General features: G+C 38.1%; 17 protein-coding genes. All 17 read left to right on the plus strand.

Translation table 11 applies throughout. The features are described from left to right. Nucleotides 1-138: 138 nt before the first annotated feature. The 17 genes from EA772_RS07175 (at nucleotide 139) to EA772_RS07255 (ending at nucleotide 18271) form a co-directional block, all read left to right on the plus strand. Entirely contained in the window at nucleotides 139-993 is an 855-nt protein-coding gene (locus EA772_RS07175) for a UDP-2,3-diacylglucosamine diphosphatase (protein ID WP_124912118.1), read from the plus strand. A gap of 20 nt (nucleotides 994-1013) precedes the next feature. Further along, complete coding sequence (locus EA772_RS07180; protein WP_124912121.1) at nucleotides 1014-2003, plus strand: glycosyltransferase family protein; 990 nt, start codon at nucleotides 1014-1016, stop codon at nucleotides 2001-2003. Between the two features lie 260 nt (nucleotides 2004-2263). Continuing rightward, nucleotides 2264-3178, plus strand: a complete 915-nt coding sequence (locus EA772_RS07185; RefSeq protein WP_238533713.1) for a DUF6427 family protein — start codon at nucleotides 2264-2266, stop codon at nucleotides 3176-3178. Between the two features lie 149 nt (nucleotides 3179-3327). After that, the gene (locus tag EA772_RS07190; protein WP_124912123.1) at nucleotides 3328-4062 is read left to right on the plus strand and encodes a type III pantothenate kinase; all 735 of its coding nucleotides are present in this window, start codon (nucleotides 3328-3330) and stop codon (nucleotides 4060-4062) included. A 1-nt stretch (nucleotide 4063) separates the two neighbouring features. After that, on the plus strand, nucleotides 4064-5356 hold the full coding sequence (locus EA772_RS07195) for an outer membrane protein transport protein (protein ID WP_246834064.1): 1293 nt from the start codon (nucleotides 4064-4066) through the stop codon (nucleotides 5354-5356). Beyond that, complete coding sequence (locus EA772_RS07200; RefSeq protein ID WP_124912127.1) at nucleotides 5356-5928, plus strand: hypothetical protein; 573 nt, start codon at nucleotides 5356-5358, stop codon at nucleotides 5926-5928. The genes EA772_RS07195 and EA772_RS07200 overlap by 1 nt, the downstream gene beginning before the upstream one ends. 213 nt (nucleotides 5929-6141) lie before the next feature. Beyond that, nucleotides 6142-8229, plus strand: coding sequence for a SurA N-terminal domain-containing protein (locus EA772_RS07205; protein WP_124912129.1), 2088 nt, complete (start codon nucleotides 6142-6144; stop codon nucleotides 8227-8229). A 65-nt stretch (nucleotides 8230-8294) separates the two neighbouring features. Beyond that, complete coding sequence (locus EA772_RS07210; RefSeq protein ID WP_124912131.1) at nucleotides 8295-8849, plus strand: DUF2480 family protein; 555 nt, start codon at nucleotides 8295-8297, stop codon at nucleotides 8847-8849. Between the two features lie 116 nt (nucleotides 8850-8965). Beyond that, nucleotides 8966-9739: a DUF3108 domain-containing protein gene (locus EA772_RS07215; protein WP_124912133.1), complete on the plus strand. Its 774-nt coding sequence runs from the start codon at nucleotides 8966-8968 to the stop codon at nucleotides 9737-9739. A gap of 2 nt (nucleotides 9740-9741) precedes the next feature. Continuing rightward, nucleotides 9742-10305, plus strand: coding sequence for a DUF3109 family protein (locus EA772_RS07220; protein ID WP_116169395.1), 564 nt, complete (start codon nucleotides 9742-9744; stop codon nucleotides 10303-10305). A gap of 571 nt (nucleotides 10306-10876) precedes the next feature. After that, complete coding sequence (gene rfbB / locus EA772_RS07225) at nucleotides 10877-11929, plus strand: dTDP-glucose 4,6-dehydratase (RefSeq protein ID WP_116169394.1); 1053 nt, start codon at nucleotides 10877-10879, stop codon at nucleotides 11927-11929. Continuing rightward, entirely contained in the window at nucleotides 11929-12477 is a 549-nt protein-coding gene (gene rfbC, locus EA772_RS07230) for a dTDP-4-dehydrorhamnose 3,5-epimerase (RefSeq protein ID WP_124912135.1), read from the plus strand. Before rfbB ends, rfbC begins: the two co-directional genes overlap by 1 nt. Beyond that, nucleotides 12470-13330 carry a dTDP-4-dehydrorhamnose reductase gene (rfbD, locus tag EA772_RS07235; RefSeq protein ID WP_124912137.1) on the plus strand — a complete coding sequence of 287 codons (861 nt, stop codon included), beginning with the start codon at nucleotides 12470-12472 and terminating at the stop codon, nucleotides 13328-13330. Before rfbC ends, rfbD begins: the two co-directional genes overlap by 8 nt. Before the next feature lie 65 nt (nucleotides 13331-13395). Continuing rightward, a complete protein-coding gene (gene rfbA / locus EA772_RS07240; protein WP_124912139.1) occupies nucleotides 13396-14256 on the plus strand; it encodes a glucose-1-phosphate thymidylyltransferase RfbA in 861 nt (286 codons plus the stop codon). 607 nt (nucleotides 14257-14863) lie between these two features. Next, a complete protein-coding gene (locus tag EA772_RS07245; protein ID WP_124912141.1) occupies nucleotides 14864-16144 on the plus strand; it encodes a nucleotide sugar dehydrogenase in 1281 nt (426 codons plus the stop codon). A gap of 204 nt (nucleotides 16145-16348) precedes the next feature. After that, entirely contained in the window at nucleotides 16349-17485 is a 1137-nt protein-coding gene (gene gmd, locus EA772_RS07250; protein WP_124912143.1) for a GDP-mannose 4,6-dehydratase, read from the plus strand. Between the two features lie 57 nt (nucleotides 17486-17542). Continuing rightward, the gene (locus EA772_RS07255) at nucleotides 17543-18271 is read left to right on the plus strand and encodes a tyrosine-protein phosphatase (protein WP_124912145.1); all 729 of its coding nucleotides are present in this window, start codon (nucleotides 17543-17545) and stop codon (nucleotides 18269-18271) included. Nucleotides 18272-18310: the final 39 nt, after the last annotated feature.

Below are 18310 nucleotides of genomic sequence, written 5' to 3' on the forward strand. Positions count from 1 at the left end.
ATTAATTGTGGTACTTTATTTCTTTAGTCCTTTTGAGGTTAAACTCGATGAGGAAGAAGAGTGGTAAAATAATTTTTAATTTTTCTAAACTGCTTTCATTAAGCGGTAACATATTCTTTCCCCCTAAATTTCCCGGTTATGGACAAAAGAAACATTGATGTAGTGGTAATCTCCGACGTACACTTGGGCACCTATGGCTGCCACGCTAAAGAATTGCTAAAATATCTCAAAAGTATTCGGCCTAAAACAGTGATTTTGAATGGCGATATTATTGACATCTGGCAATTTAGCAAGAGTTACTGGCCTGATTCGCACATGAAAGTGATCCGTAAGTTGATGAAGTTTGTTTCTGAAGGTGTTCAGGTTTATTATCTCACAGGCAATCATGACGAAATGCTCCGGAAATTCGATGGAATGGAAATGGGAAGTTTTCATCTCCAAAACAAATTAATTCTGGAATTAGATGGAAAGAAAGCATGGTTTTTTCATGGCGATGTTTTCGATGTAACCATGCAGCATTCCAAATGGCTGGCCAAAATGGGGGCAGTGGGTTATGATACGCTAATCCTGATAAATAGTTTTGTAAACTGGGTTTTAACTGCCTTTGGTAAAGAGAAAATGAGTTTTTCGAAAAAGATAAAAGCTAAATTTAAAGATGCAGTGAAATTTATCAATAGTTTCGAACAAACTGCCGGAGAACTGGCTATTGAAAAAGGTTACCACTATGTAGTCTGTGGCCATATCCACCAGGCGGAGAAACGCCAGATTACTTCAGATGAAGGACAGGTAACTTATCTGAATAGCGGCGATTGGGTAGAAAGTTTAACCGCTTTGGAATATCAAGATCAAAGTTGGTCGGTTTTTAAATATGATCATCTCGATTTTATTAAAGATGAATTGGATGAAGGAATTCTTTCTGATGCTGAAGATTTGAAAAGCAAGCTTGATGTAAACATACTTTTACAGCACATTAAGTATGAAATTGCTCAATAATTTTTGGATATTCGGCACAAATGAAAATACTGTACGCAATTCAGGGGACCGGAAATGGTCATATTAGCAGAGCTCGTGAAATTATTCCTTTACTTCAAAAATATGGCGAACTCGATATTTTAGTTAGTGGTACGCAGGCTGATGTAAAATTAAGCCAACCGGTGAAATATCAATTACATGGCTTCAGCTTTATTTTTGGAAAAAAGGGCGGGGTGGATCATTTTAAAACCTGGCTGAGCATGAATCTTTTCCGTTTCAGGAAAGATATGAAACAACTCGACCTTAAACAATATAACCTCATTGTAAATGATTTTGAGCCTGTAAGTGCATGGGCTTGTAAATTACAGGGTATTGAATGTGTGTCGTTAAGTCACCAGGCTGCTTTTAAATCAAAAAAAGTTCCAAGACCAAGAACATTAGATTGGGGAAAGCTAATTTTGAGTCGCTATGCACCAACGAAACATCATATTGGTTTTCATTTTGATCGGTACGATACTTTTATCCATACACCGGTGATCAGGGCTGAGATTAGATCGCTAAGAAGCGAAAATCTCGGTCATTATACAGTTTACCTCCCAGCAGTTGATGATAAAAGGCTGGTGAAGTTGCTTTCCCAAATTCCCGAAATTAAGTGGCAGGTATTTTCTAAGCACAGTAAAGAAGCTTACGTCTATGAAAATGTATTTGTGGAGCCGGTTAACAATGAGAGGTTTAATAAAAGTTTAGCCACTTGCGAAGGTTTATTTACCGGCGGTGGCTTTGAAGGTCCGGCAGAAGCACTTTATTTAAAGAAAAAATTATTGGTTGCACCAATGCGCTTTCAGTTTGAACAACAATGTAATGCCTATGCACTCAAACAATTTGGCCTCCCCGTGATATGGGGAAGTACAAAAAACTGGTTGCCGATCGTAAAAGAGTGGATTAATAATCCTCAAAAGCATGAGTTCGACTTTCCTGATGAAACAGCCCAGATTATCGATGACATGGTAAAAAAATACGCCAGGCCCTAAGCGTAACTAGCTCAATTTCATAGACTATGTAGCAACTAGTTCATATTGTTGCTGCATAAGTCTTTGCTCCTTGTTCTTTGCTCCTTATTCTTTGCTCCTTCATCCTTGCTCTTTCATCATTATCTGCTGTTCTTTGACCTAGGCTTTTTTTCTTTCAGGTTTTTATCTTTACTTTGCCTACACTTTAAAAAAGCATGATTAATCAGTTTCGACAGCTAAATCCAATAAACTTACTGTTCCTCTTAGCTTACACATTTTTCATGCGTATAGCGATTTTTCATGAAACACCTGCGCAACTTAACTTCGATTTCTTAGAACCATTTGCCCGATTGCTGATCAATATTGATTTGGATAATGCTTTTACGGCTGCTACAAACATATTTCTAGCTGCGGTGGTCGTTTTTGCACAGGCTTTGATCTTTAATAACATCATCAACAATCATAATTTACTGACCAAGCCAAGCTTCCTGCCTGCATTGATGTACATCACCGGGATGAGCCTGTTTATGCCTTTTATGATTTTGAGTCCGGCATTAATTTGTAACTTTTTGCTGATTTGGGTGATTGATAAATTCCTAAAACTTGGTAAGAGTGCCAATTCCATTACTACCGTATTTGATATTGGAATGATCATTGGTGTCGGTACGCTCATTTACTTCCCGTTTATGGCGATGCTATTGATGATTTTTTTAGCGTTATTATTATTCAGGTCGTTCGACTGGAGGGAATGGATTGCAGGATTAGTTGGCTTTATTACAGTTTTTTTCTTCCTGGCTGTGTTTTACTATTGGAACGATAATTTATCTTCGTTCTACCAAATATGGAAACCACTTGGCAACAAGTTTCCATCCGTTTTCAAAGTAAACTATAATGATTATCTGGTACTTATTCCGGTTGCCATCATTATCGTGCTGGCCTCATTGCAGTTGAGGGAAAACTTTTTCAGAAGTTTCATCAGCACCCGCAAGGGATTTCAATTGCTGTTTTTCATGTTCATCATAGCAGGGGCCAGTTTTTACCTTAAACCCAACTTTAGAACCTGGCATTTTTTGCTCTGCGTACCTCCCGGGTCGGTATTGTTGGCTTATTATTTCAGCAATGCGAAAAAACGTTGGTTTTATGAAACACTCTTCGTATTGTTTGTATTATCTATCCAATACTTTCTTTTTGTTTAACCTTTTTTAACAAAATACTAGAACAATACTTAACAAAGATTAATAGCTTTGTGGCTGGGTTTTGCGAGGAATGCTTTTTTTAGTTTATATGTTGCATCACCAGGATAGAAAGTATATCAAACAAATTTGTTTTGCGTTAAATAACATAAATGCACAGTTTAAGCATTGATATTGGTAACTCTTCAGCAAAGGTAGCTGTTTTTGCGGGGAAGGAAGTTGTTCATCATCAACGGTTAGCCAAGGTGGGTATATTGGATTTGGCGCAGTTAGTTGAAAAATTTTCTCCGAAAAAATCAATTATCAGTAGCGTAAACCAGGAAATAAATCAACTGGAAGAATACTTAAAAAAACATACTCAATACACCCGTTTTACTGCCGCGTTAACTAAAGGCGTTGAAAACAAATATAAAACACCCGCTACATTGGGTTTAGATCGATGGGCCGGTATTTTAGGTGCAAATAGTCTGTTTCCAAAAAATGCTTGTTTGGTAATTGATGCCGGAACCTGTATCACTTATGATTTGCTCACCGGCAAACAAATGTATTTTGGAGGGAGTATTAGTCCTGGAATTGCGATGCGGTTTAAAGCGGTGCATGAATTTACCGGAAGGTTGCCTTCGGTAGAATGGAATCCGGGCGAGGCTATACCTGATGGGGAAGATACGCAGACTGCCATTAAAAACGGCGTTTTACGCGGGATCGTAAATGAAATTGAAGGCTTTATCGCCATAAATAATACAAAAGAAAGTGCCTTAAAGGTGATTATAACAGGTGGTGATGCTAATTTTTTGTTTAAGCAATTACAAAACAGCATCTTTGCCCCTCAAATTATACAAGATCCCTATATCGTATTAAAAGGATTAAATGAAGCTATTGCAGATTAAAATGTACAGAAGAATAAATTATATTGCAGCCATACTCGTTCTAGTTTGTGGTTTAGGTGCCCAGGCACAAGTGACCACTTCCTCTCCATATTCAAGATTTGGACTTGGAAATATAAAAGGCTCTTTGCTACCACAATTTAGGGCAATGGGCGGTATATCTACAGCCGTAAATTCAGTAACCGGATTCAATAACATCAACATGCAAAATCCGGCATCCTATTCAGCAGTTACATTAACCACTATTGATGTAGGGATGAGTGCAGGTTTAACCAGTTTATCAAGAAATAACTTAACTGAAACGAGTTTCAACTCTACTTTCAGTCACCTGGCCTTTGCCGTACCTGTTAGCAGAAGATCGGCCTTAAGTTTTGGTATTCTTCCTTATTCTGATCTAGGCTACACTTACAGAAATACAGTTAAAATTGATACTACAAATGTAGATCAGCTGTATGAAGGAGAAGGCGGTTTATCAAAAGCTTATATTGGCTATGGTTACCGCATTGGCGATCATTTAAGAATCGGCGCAAATGCGGAGTATATCTTTGGAAATCTGTTAACTACCCGAGCTACTGAGTATGCTTCTGCCGGTGCCATCAATGCAAAACTGCAAAATAAAAATAGTGTAGGTGGACTAAATTATTCATACGGTATTCAGTATGATTTCAATATTGGCAAGAAAACTTCAATGACACTGGGTTATTCAGGAAGCAATTCTGGTAAGCTGAATTCTACGCAAACTTTCTATGCCACTCAATATAGCAGAGATGCAAACGGAAACGAAAACACTGCGCTTGATACGTTGAGCTCTGTTGATAATGGTAAATCGAATTTAACTTTGCCTTTAACGCATAATTTTGGTATCTCCATTAAACAAAGTGATAAATGGTTAATAGGTGCTGATTTTAGAATGAGCAAATGGGCTGCAACCAGCATCAACAATATCAATTCAGGTTTGCAGGATAGCTGGGGAGCATCATTAGGCGGGCAATGGACGCCAGACGCCACCTCATACAACAGTTATATGAAACGTGTTGACTATCGTTTGGGCTTCAGCTACGATAAAACTTATATTCAGATCAATAATCAGGATATTAAACAAATGGGTGCTTCACTCGGTTTTGGTTTCCCATTGCCAAGTGCAAATGCCGGATCAGCATTTTATAAAATTAACTTCACTACCGAGGTAGGCCAAAGGGGAACGCTAAATAATAACCTGGTAAAAGAACAATACATTAACTTCCATTTAGGGTTTACACTGAATGATACCTGGTTCCGTAAATACAGGGTAGATTAATGAAACTGAAAACTTTTTTATATGGTTCGATGCTCGGGTGGTCAATCTTTTTGACATCCTGTGGAGATGATGACCTAAAAAAAGCAAATTCAGTAGCCATTAATAAAATTACCTTTACCAGAGATCGAACAATTGGTGTAGAAGTTGTTTACAGCGATTCTGCCCGGGTAAAAGCAAAAGGTAATGCACCCATTATGGATAAGATCACACCATCAGAAGGTGCGGTGTATCAGGAAATGCCAAAGGGCGTCAATATCGATTTCTTTAATCCTAACGGAACCATTGATGGTAATCTGGTGTGCGATTACGCCATCCGCAAGGATCAGGATAAAAAAACGGAGTTTAGGAAAAACGTTGTTGTTAAAAATAGCAAAGGCGATACTTTCTCCTCCCAGGAATTGATATGGGATGAGATCAAAAAAATCTTTTATTCCACCCAAAGGGTTTATGTTAAAGGTGCTGATGGTAGCGAGGGTAATGGAATTAATTTCGTAGCGCCGCAGGATTTTAGTACCTATTCAATGGAAACAGGAAGCGGTGATTTAAATATGAAGGAAGGCATTGCTCCTTAACCAGTATCGAATTTTGAATGATCGCATGTGCGTTAATATCTCTGCATTTCATTCGCCATTTGCTCATTCTATCGTCCGCTTAAACGCTAATTTCAGCAGTTCTATTTGCTTAAAAATTAAACACTTGATAAATAAAATTTTGTGTTTTCTTTTTTGTGGCAAATTTGTATCTTGCGCCCTCTTAAAAAAAACTAAATAAATTTAAAGTACAATATGGGATTAATGACATTTTTGCGTAACCGTGCTGGCTATATCTTGGTCTTTGCAATCGGTTTTGCAATTGTTGCATTTTTAGTAGGCGATGCAATTAACGTGGGTAAGCCTTTTTGGTCGGCCAATCAAAAGGTAGTGGGTACGGTTGATGGAAATGATATCAGTATTGATGATTTTCAACCAAAAGTAGATCAAAGTTTAAACCAGTATAAACAACAATTCGGCGGAAGCTTAAATCCTCAAATGACAGCAATGGCAGTAGACCAGGCCTGGAATGCTGAATTGGCTGGTGTATTATTGAATAAGGAATATGAACGTTTAGGTTTAACCGTTTCTGAAGATGAGTTGTTCGATTTATTACAAGGTCAAAACCCAAGTCCATTAATCAAACAATACTTTTCAAACCCACAAACGGGGCAAGTAGACCGTGCTACTTTGATGAACTTCTTAAAATCAAAAGATGCGCAGGCTTTGCAACAGTCAAACATGTTGCAACAAGAAATCAAAAACCAATCGTTACAATCTAAATATTCAAACTTAATCCGTAACTCGGTTTATGTAACTTCGTTAGAGGCTACAGATGAATATAACAATCGTAATAAACTGGCGAATTTCAAATATGTTGGCTTAGATTACAGCACCGTTGCTGATGCTTCGGTAAAATTAACTGACGCAGATTATTCGGCTTATTATGATGAAAATAAAGCTCGTTTTAATAACCCTCAGGAATCACGTTCTTTTGATTATGTGTCATTCAGCATTCGCCCAACTGTTGCAGATTCGGCAGCTGTTAAAGCGCAAATTGAAAAAATTGCAGCTGATTTCCAAGTTTCTAAAAACGATTCACTTTTCGCAGCCATCAATTCTGATGTGAAAGTGCCTTATACTTATTTATCAAAAGGTAAACTAGGTGATCCGGCTTTAGACTCAGCAGTTTTTGCTTTGCCAGCTGGAAGTTTTTACGGTCCGAAATTAACCGGAAACTCTTATAAATTAATTAAAGTTATCGATACCCGTTTTTCTCCAGATTCAGTTAAAGTGAAACACATTTTAATTGATCCAGCTAAAGTTGGTGGAGACGATAAAGCAGCTAAATTAGCTGACTCTCTAAGAGGCTTGATTTCAAAAGGTGGCAACTTTGCGGAGCTTGCTAAAACTTACAGTGTTGATGGATCAAAAGACCAAGGTGGTTCACTGCCATCTTTCACTCGTGGTCAAATGGTTCCTGAATTCGAAAATGCTGCTTTCAATGGAAAAGCAGGAGATTTAAAAGTAGTGAAATCTCAGTTCGGATACCATATCATGAGCATCGAAAGACAGATGGGTAATTCGAAAGTTGCAAAACTTGCTTATATCGAGAAAGCATTAGGGGCAAGCAGCAAAACACAACAAGCAGCTTATAAGGCCGCAAGTAATTTCCTTAACGAAGTTAAAGGCAAAGATTTCGCCAAGTACGCTCAGGAAAAAGGATTAAAAGTTTCAGTTGCCGATAAAATTGGTGCAACTCAAGGTTTTGCGGCAGGATTAGATAATCCTCGTAAGTTAATTCAGGATGCCTATGCTGCGGATCAAGGTGATGTATTGCCTGAAATCTACACCATGACGAATGAATATGTAGTGGCTCGTTTAACTGCTGTTAATCCAAAAGGTGTTTTACCTTTAGAAGCTGTGAAAAAAGAAATTCAACCATTGGTTCTTAATGCTGTTAAAGCAAAATTATTAAAGGATAAATTAAATGGTGCCGGCAAAGGCAGTTTAGATCAAATTGCATCTAAAGTTGGCGCTCCGGTTAATCCAGTTCAAAATATTGTTTTTGCTAACCCGGTAATTCCAGGTGTGGCACAAGAAAATAAATTAGTGGGTAGCGTATTTGGTGCACAGCCAGGTAAAGTTTCTGCACCAGTAGCAGGTGAGCGTGGGGTGTATGTATTCACTGTAGATGGATTCACTAATCCGGCACCAATTGCGAACATGTTCAAACAAAAAGAGAGCATGTTGTTAAGCTTAGGGCAGCGTTCAGGTCAGGCGGCTTTCCAGGCATTGATTGATAATGCCACTATAAAAGACAATCGTGTGAAATTCTATTAATCAGAAATTCCGTAAATTTGCAACCGTTCCGATGTTTAACCGGAACGGTTTTTTTATTTATAGCCATGGAGATTCAGGAAAATATCATCAATAAAGTAGCGAATAGTGGTTTAATCACTTTAAACCTGGAGGATTTTTATCATAAAGGAGAAAGAGTGCTTTATGATATTAAGGATAATCTTTTCCACGGACTGATGTTGCGGGAAAAAGATTTCAGGGCATTTATCAAGGAGCACGACTGGGCTCAATATCAGGATAAAAACGTAGCCATCATCTGCTCGGCGGATGCAATTGTTCCCACCTGGGCCTACATGCTTTTGGCAAATAAATTACAGCCTGTGGCGAACGAAGTAGTATTCGGTGATTTAGCTACACTTGATGCGGTGATGTTCACCAAAGCATTGGCTAAAATAAATCCACAAGATTATGCAGATGAGCGTGTGGTGGTGAAGGGTTGTGGCGATATCGATATTCCGGTTTCTGCTTATGTAGAAGTGACTAACTTACTCACGCCAGTGGTGAAAAGTATTATGTTTGGAGAGCCATGTTCAACTGTTCCTGTATATAAAAGAAAAGATACCCCACCCCAGCCCTCCCCTGAAAGGGAGGGAGTGATTTAGCTCAGAAATAAAATAATTTAGTTTGGTTTGCTTTTTGCATATATTTCGTAAGGTTATATGACGTTGAAGCTATTTATTCGTTATAGTTTCCGTACACAAACGAAACACACAAACAAATGAAAAAATTAATTCTATTATTTATCCTGACCATCGGTGTAACTGGCGTTCATGCCCAGGAATTACCGCTCAAGAAAGAAGCGGTTTTTCAGGAAGGGGAGACTTTACAATATAAGTTAAGGTATGGATTTATCACTGCCGCGGAGGCAACAATCAAAGTAACCAATTCTGATCTGGTATTTGATAATAAACCCACCTATAAGTTAACTGTTGATGCGCAAACTTCAGGCACTTTCGATGTATTCTACAAAATCAGAGATCACTATGATTCCTATATCGACAAGAAAGATTTATTGCCTTATTTTTATCAGGAGAACATACGAGAAGCCAGTTATAAAAGACAGGATAAAGCCCGTTTTAACCAGGACGCTAAGAAAATTGTTTCAAACCGGGGCAACTTTAATACCCCAACCAATCAGACATTTGATTTAGTATCTGCTTATTATTTTGCCCGGAGTTTAGACATATCAAAACTCAAAGTAGGGGATAGCTTTAAATTGAATTATTTTCTCCAGGATGAGGTTTCGGCGTTGGAAATTGAATACGTAGGGAAAGAAACCATCAAAAGTAAATTGGGAAATATCCGGTGCTTAAAATTCAGTCCGTCCATTAAACCAGGGCGTATTTTTAAAAAGGATAGTCGTTTGTATCTTTGGGTGACAGATGATGGAAACCGTGTGCCGGTAAAAGCACAGGTTGAAATCTTGGTGGGTGCAGTAACCATGGAGTTAAAATCAGCCGCAGGCTTAAAATATGCGTTAGCAAAAGAATAATGATGATAGAAGTGGAACAAGTGCTCGTGCACGAGGATGTTTTAAAAGAAAACTTTGTATGTAATTTAAGCAAATGCAAAGGAATCTGCTGTGTGGAAGGTGATTCTGGTGCACCATTGGATCATGATGAAACTGCGGTGTTGGAAGAAATCTATCCAAAGATCAAACATTTGCTTCACGAAAAGGGCATTAAGGCTATTGAGGAACAAGGCGTTTACGTGGTAGACGAAGATGGTGACTTAACGACCCCTTGCGTAGATAAAAATAAAGAATGTGCTTATGTGTTATTTGAAGGCGGCATTACCAAATGTGCCATTGAAAAAGCATATGAGCAGGGAATTGTAGACTGGCAAAAACCAATATCCTGCCATTTGTATCCCATCCGCATCACCAAATATCCTGAATTCGAGGTGTTGAACTATGATCGCTGGCATATTTGCCATGATGCTTGTACGTTTGGACGAGAATTAAAAGTCCCGGTGTATAGTTTCTTAAAAGGACCGCTGATCAGAAAGTATGGTGAAGATTGGTACAAAGAATTGGAAAGTTCTGTAGCAGCGATGTAAACCAAGTATTTCATCATGGTAATCCGTTACTATCCACTTTTTTTAAATATCATTTATTTAAAAGTACGGATCCATTGGCGTTTTTCATCAAGTTACACATGCCTTAAAATGCCTTCATCATGCGTTAAACTACGACGTTGATATGGATAGGAGAGCGGCATACTGTGACAGCGTTTCTGCGTTATTATATTTATATAAAAGGGTTTTAGATGTCTATAAAATACGGAATAAATCTGACGTTTTAAATGGTATATTTATCTAAACAGGAGGTACATCACAAATGCAAAGCAAATGATTCCTCCAATCAGCACTATCAGACAGCCTAATCTTCTCATTAAATATCGGGACGATTTTAAGTTTTTGCTAAACTAACTAATTATTCCGCTTTTTAAAATTTCTTATTATTACTTTATATAAATAATTCAGTGTAAGCCTCTGTTTCACCAAATGGGCATCTATATTATTCATTCGAAACCCCTAAGCGAGGAGTTAAGTTAGTCATATAGCGTCATTTAGTTGTTTGTTTCCATAAACTATCTTATTTTAGCCGACTGAAAATCATTTAATGACTGTGAAAAAAATTCTAATTACTGGTGGGGCAGGCTTTATCGGCTCTCACGTAGTCCGCCGTTTTGTAAATAATTACCCAAATTACGAAATTGTTAACCTTGATGCTTTAACCTATGCAGGTAATCTGGCAAACTTAACGGATATCGAAAATAAACCAAATTATAAGTTTGTTAAAGAAGATATCACTGATGCGGTTGCAATCATGGAATTATTTAAAAGTGAAAACTTTGATGCGGTAATTCATTTGGCAGCAGAAAGTCATGTAGATCGCTCCATCGCTGATCCGACAGCTTTCGTGATGACCAACGTCATTGGAACAGTAAATTTATTAAATGCTGCACGCGAATACTGGAAAGGTAGTTATGATCAAAAACGTTTCTATCACGTAAGTACCGATGAGGTATATGGTGCTTTAGGCGAAGAAGGAATGTTTACCGAAACCACTTCTTATGATCCGCATAGTCCATATTCTGCATCAAAGGCAAGTTCTGATCATTTTGTAAGGGCATATCACGATACTTATGGAATGGACTGTGTGATTTCGAACTGTTCTAACAATTATGGCTCTCATCACTTCCCAGAGAAACTGATCCCGTTGGCCATCAATAATATTAAAAATAATAAACCTGTGCCTGTTTATGGTAAGGGTGAAAATGTACGCGATTGGTTATGGGTGGAAGACCATGCCCGTGCCATTGATGTGATTTTCCACAACTCTAAAACCGGTGACACCTATAACATCGGTGGACATAATGAGTGGAAAAACATTGATTTAATCAATTTGTTGTGCACCATCATGGACCAGAAATTGGGTCGTGAAGCAGGTGAATCAGCTAAATTAATCACTTATGTAACTGATCGTGCAGGCCATGATTTGCGTTATGCTATTGATTCTTCTAAGCTGCAAAATCAATTGGATTGGGTGCCAAGTTTACAGTTTGAAGAAGGTTTAGCCAAAACGGTTGACTGGTATCTTCAGAATGAAGATTGGTTAAACAATGTAACTTCAGGTAATTATCAGTCTTATTACGAAAAACAATACAGCAATAAATAATGGAAATCGAACAGACGGGTTTAAAAGACTGTATCATTATTAAACCGAGAGTTTTTGAAGATCCAAGGGGATATTTTTTTGAAAGCTTCAATAAACAAACTTTCGAAGAGAAAACAGGATTGTCGGGTAATTTTGTTCAGGATAACCAATCCTATTCTTCCTACGGTGTCATCAGAGGTTTGCATGCTCAAACGGGTGCATTTGCGCAAGCGAAGTTAGTCCGTGTAACTAAAGGGGAAGTTTTAGATGTAGCAGTGGATGTTCGTCCAGGCTCACCTACCTATGGCAAACATGTTGCAGTACGGCTAAGTGCAGAGAATAAATTACAATTATACATTCCAAGAGGATTTGTGCATGGCTTTTCGGTGTTAAGTGAAACTGCAGAGTTTCTTTATAAATGCGACAACTTCTTTAATAAGGCCTCAGAAACGGGTGTGATTTACAATGATGCTGATTTAAATATCGACTGGTTAATTCCCGGAGATAAAGCGTCTGTTTCCGACAAAGATCTTTTATTAAAACCTTTTGCTGAATTACAACATGGGTAAAATATTAATTATTGGTGCTGGCGGTCAGTTGGGTCAATGCCTGAAGATCGTAGCAGAGCGAAGAGCGATTACCAATATTGTCTTTCCGGCAGAAGCTGAGGCCAATATTTTGGATCAGCCTGGTTTAGAATCTTTATTACAAAAGGAGCAACCAGCTTTTGTCATCAACTGTGCTGCTTATACTGCGGTAGATAAAGCAGAAGATGAAGTTGAACTGGCTAAAGCAGTGAATGAAACAGGGGCGGCGAATCTAGCCCTAGCTTGTGCATCAAACCAAGCTATTTTGGTTCATGTTTCTACAGATTTTGTGTTTGAAGGCAATCTCGTAAAGCTATTAACGGAAAATGATGAGGCAAAGCCAATTAACGTTTATGGCCAAACTAAATTAGATGGGGAGAAAGCTGTTATTGCTTTATTGAAGGAACACTTCATTATTCGCACCAGCTGGTTATATTCTGAATATGCCAATAATTTTGTGAAGACCATGCTTAAGCTTGGCGCTGAAAGAGATGAGTTAAATATCATTGCTGATCAGGTGGGTACACCAACTTATGCCATTGATTTAGCTAACGCAATCTTTGATGTGATTGCATCAGGGTCAACATCATACGGTATTTATCATTATAGCAATGAAGGCGTAACCTCTTGGTTTGATTTTGCTCAGGCCATATTCGATATCAGTGCTACCCAGGTAAAAGCAAACCCAATTCCGGGATCAGCTTATCCTACAAAAGCTATTCGTCCTGCATTTTCGGTGATGGATAAATCAAAAATTAAAAATACATTTGGTTTGGCTATTCCATACTGGAGAGATAGCTTAGTTCAGTGTATTGAGAAGCTGAAAGAAAATTAATTAACGACAAAACCGGTGATAGATCTTGAAAATCTTAAATCTAACATCTCAAATCTGAAATCTAAATGAAAGGTATAATATTAGCCGGAGGAAGTGGAACACGTTTACATCCATTAACACTTGCTTGCAGCAAACAAATGATGCCGGTTTATGATAAACCGATGATTTATTATCCGCTTTCGACATTGATGTTGGCGGGGATTAAAGAAATCTTAATTATTTCGACACCACATGACCTCCCTAATTTCGAAAAATTATTGGGCGATGGTAGTTCGCTGGGTTGTAAATTTACTTATGCGGTACAGGCAGAGCCAAATGGTTTGGCACAAGCCTTTGTAATTGGTGAGGAATTTATTGGAAAAGATAAGGTAGCTTTAGTTTTAGGCGACAATATTTTCCATGGAGATGGGATGGCTAAACTTTTACAAGCTAGTGCCGATCCTGAAGGTGGCGTTGTGTTTGCTTATCAGGTTGTCGATCCGGAACGTTACGGCGTAGTAGAATTTGATGAGCATAAAAATGCCATCTCTATTGAAGAAAAGCCAACACAGCCTAAATCAGATTACGCGGTTCCTGGATTATATTTCTATGATAACGAAGTGGTTGAAATCGCTAAAAATATCAAGCCATCTCCACGTGGCGAATACGAAATTACAGATATCAATAAAGTTTACCTGGAAAGAGGAACTTTAAAAGTTGGTGTGTTGAGTCGTGGTACAGCCTGGTTAGATACGGGAACTTTTGCTTCATTAATGCAGGCTGGAGAGTTTGTTCAAATCATTGAGGAACGCCAGGGATTAAAAATTGGCTGTATAGAGGAGATTTCTTATCGGATGGGTTTCATCACTTCCGAACAACTACGGGCGATTGCCACGCCACTTGTAAAAAGTGGATACGGTAGTTATCTGTTGAAGCTGATCAAATAAATATGAAATCCCGATGAAAGTCGGGATTTTTTTTTGAATGTATATTGAGATCATACCATTGCGCTAGGCATTCTCTATTATCCGACACGAACTAGCGGAGATAAGCAGACAGATTCACCTCTTGTTTGGGTATTGAAAACAATACTTTACCTCGGCATCACCATTTCTACACCCAATCACTTTCTCCAGACTTTAGGTGGTCACTGGTGAAAGTTAAGCTTCCTCGAAGCATTACCGAAGTGTACCCGAAGCATTGTAGAAGTAGGGGACAGGCAGGCAAAGCCGAAACATGGACTGCACACGGACTTGAGTTGGACTTGATAAGGATTTGATGATCGAGAAATTTGCATTTGCAAACCGGATTGATGTGTCCTTTTGGAATAATCAAAATTAACTAATAACCATGATATCATGTAATTTATAACATTTAATTTTTCCCAAGCTGAGTTTTTTAGCATTGATGTAAAATCAGCTTTGCCAGGTGTTAGATATGAAGCGTTTATAAATTATGCATGATATTCCAAATTTTAGTAATTTAACTTGTGGGTTCATATTGCAGATTGCGATTTTTTTAATTTCTATATCTTTACCGGCACAACATCATATCATGAATGAAGATAAAATAATTGCGGTAATCGGTTTGGGCTATGTCGGGTTACCCTTAGCCATTGAGTTTGCAAAGAAATATAAAGTAATTGGGTATGATATCAAGGCAACACGTGTAGCCGCTTTAAATAACCTGCGTGATGGAACCAATGAAGCCAACCTGGATGATCTGAAAATAGTGCTTCATTCAAAAGGTTTGAATGGTCTAAAATTGAGTGCAGATTTAAGTGATATTAAAAATGCGCAAGTCTTTATCGTCACTGTTCCTACGCCAATAGATCAGCTGAAAAGACCCGACCTGGAACCTCTGCTTGCTGCAAGCAGGATGTTGGGGGAGGTGATCAAAAAAGGAGATATTGTAATCTACGAATCAACGGTATATCCGGGTTGTACGGAGGAGGATTGCGTTCCAGTTCTTGAAAAATATTCAGGTTTAAAATATAATATTGATTTCTATTGTGGCTATTCTCCGGAGCGTATTAATCCTGGCGATAAAATCAATACCTTAACCAAGATTAAGAAAGTAACATCGGGTTCTAATCCGCAGATCTCATTGGAAATCGATCAGTTATATGCGTCAATTATTACCGCAGGTACACATCTGGCGCCAAGCATTAAAGTGGCTGAAGCGTCTAAGGCCATTGAAAATGCACAGCGAGATGTCAATATCTCCTTTGTAAATGAGCTGGCCCTGATTTTTGATAAAATGGGTATTGATACCTCAGATGTGTTGGCTGCCGCATCTACGAAGTGGAATTTTCTCAATTACAAACCTGGTTTAGTTGGTGGACATTGTATCGGCGTCGATCCCTATTATCTGGCGCACAAATCTGAAGTTTTGGGCTACAAACCAGAGGTTATCCTGTCTGGAAGGAGGGTTAATGATAATATGGGCATGTTTGTGGCCAATAAGGTGATCAAAATGATTGTGGCTAAAAGCGGTATCGTGAACGAGGCAAGAGTATTAATTTTAGGATTTGCTTTTAAGGAAAATTGTCCGGATACCCGAAATACCAGGGTTGTAGATATCATTGATGAACTAGAGGCTTTTAACATTGAAGTCGATGTGCATGATCCCTGGGCCGATCGCCATCAGGTTAAGCAGGACTATGGTATCGATCTCATTGGAACAGAAGAATTTTCCGACTACCATGCTGTGATATTGGCGGTTGCTCATCAGAAATTTTTAGCAATCGATTTTGACAGATTTAGAAAGCAAGGCGCTATTATCTTTGACACAAAATCGTTCATCAGCCGCGATTTGGTAGATGCCAGACTTTAAATAAAGAATAGTAAAGGTGCCCTACCCTGCAACGTATGGCGAAATAATACAAAAATTATCCATTTTCCCTTTTTTCTGCTTAAAATAATAAAAATGCCAGGACTGGAGATGGCTTCATTAGCAGGAGATGTTTGTTTAATCTTAAGTCTTTTGTTTATCAAATAAATTATTCTGTATGTTTGCAAATCAATTTTAGGATAGTTTATGAAAGTTGCTTTGATTACGGGTGTGACCGGACAGGATGGTGCATATCTGGCAGAATTTTTATTAAAAAAAGGATATTTTGTTCATGGTTTAAAGCGTCGTGCGTCCTCATTTAATACAGATCGGATTGATCATCTTTATCAAGATCAACATGAAAGCAACGTTAAATTTAAACTGCATTATGGTGATTTAACTGATTCAACAAACCTAATTAGAATTATCCAGGAGGTGCAGCCAGATGAAATTTACAACCTGGCAGCAATGAGCCATGTGCAGGTCAGTTTCGAAATGCCGGAGTATACCGCAAATGCCGACGGAATAGGGACGTTAAGACTTTTAGAAGCAGTTAGAATATTGGGCTTGTCGCAAAAAACGAAAGTTTATCAGGCATCTACCTCAGAATTATATGGTTTGGTCCAGGCTGTGCCACAGAGTGAAACTACTCCTTTCTACCCCCGTTCGCCATATGCTGCAGCTAAAATGTATGCCTATTGGATTACAGTAAACTACCGAGAAGCCTACAATATGTTTGCCTGTAATGGCATACTTTTTAATCACGAAAGCCCTTTACGTGGAGAAACATTTGTCACCAGAAAAATTACAAGGGCAGCCACAAAAATCGCGTTAGGCTTACAAAGTTGTCTTTATTTAGGTAACCTCTCTGCACAGCGAGACTGGGGTCATGCGAAAGATTATATTGAAGCGATGTGGTTAATTTTACAGCAAGAAAAACCGGAAGATTTTGTCATCGCAACAGGAATCACTACAACAGTACGAGATTTTGTTAGAATGAGTTTTGCTGAATTAGGCATAGCAATAGAGTTTAGTGGCAAAGATCAAAATGAGAAAGGCGTTATCATTGACGTTGATCAGGATATTGTTTCACAGTTAAGCTTAAAAACGGAAAACCTTAAACCAGGCCAAACTGTGGTTAGGGTTGATGAAAAATACTTCAGGCCGACTGAAGTTGATTTATTACTGGGAGATCCTACTAAATCTAAAACGCAGTTGGGATGGGAACCTAAATATGACCTGCCATTGTTGGTTAAAGACATGATCTTATCTGATTTAAACCTGATGAAAAAGGATGAGTATTTAAAACAAGGTGGTTATAAAACATTGAACTATTTTGAGTAATCCAGCGTTATTCAAATTTTGAATGTGTATCACCAACATTTCTAATCGCTAACATTGATGTTTAATTTTTTTAAAAAACGGAATAAAATCACAGATATCTCCTGGTTAGGGATTGATATGCATTCGCATATTCTACCTGGGATTGATGATGGCTCTCCCGATATAGCTACCAGTCTAAGATTTGTGAAGTCATTAGCAGCGCTGGGTTTCAATCACTCTATTGCCACGCCACATATCTATAAAGAACTTTATCCTAACAATTTTGAAAGCATCTCTACTGCAAGACAATCACTGCAATCTGCTATTGATGATGCCGCAATATCTTTTAAGTTAGAGTCGGCAGCAGAATATATGGTTGACCAGGATTTTAATTTGGATTCAAAACTGTGCTCACTTCAGGATAAATTTCTCTTAATTGAGATGTCTTATTTGAATGAAAGTCCAAATATTGTTCAGCAGATTTTTAACGTAGAGATTAAGGGCTATAAACCAATTCTAGCACATCCTGAACGATACATATTTTATTTTAAAGATCAATCAAAGCTAAAACTTTTCAAAGAAAAAGGTTGTTTGTTCCAGCTGAATTTGCTTTCTATCGTCGGATACTATGGAAAGGAAGTTAAACAGCTAGCTGAATACTTGCTTAAAGAAAAGATGTATGATTTAGCTGGAACAGATTTGCATCATGATAAACACCTGGGTACATTACAAAATGCAGTTGAATCCGGCAAACTTCATGAACTAATTGGTTCTTATCCTTTCAAAAATAAAGAACTATTTGTTTAAATCGATTCCCATGTTTTGTTTAGCGACAGATTATTAAAT

Source organism: Pedobacter sp. G11, from assembly GCF_003860265.1.
Classification (GTDB): domain Bacteria; phylum Bacteroidota; class Bacteroidia; order Sphingobacteriales; family Sphingobacteriaceae; genus Pedobacter; species Pedobacter agri.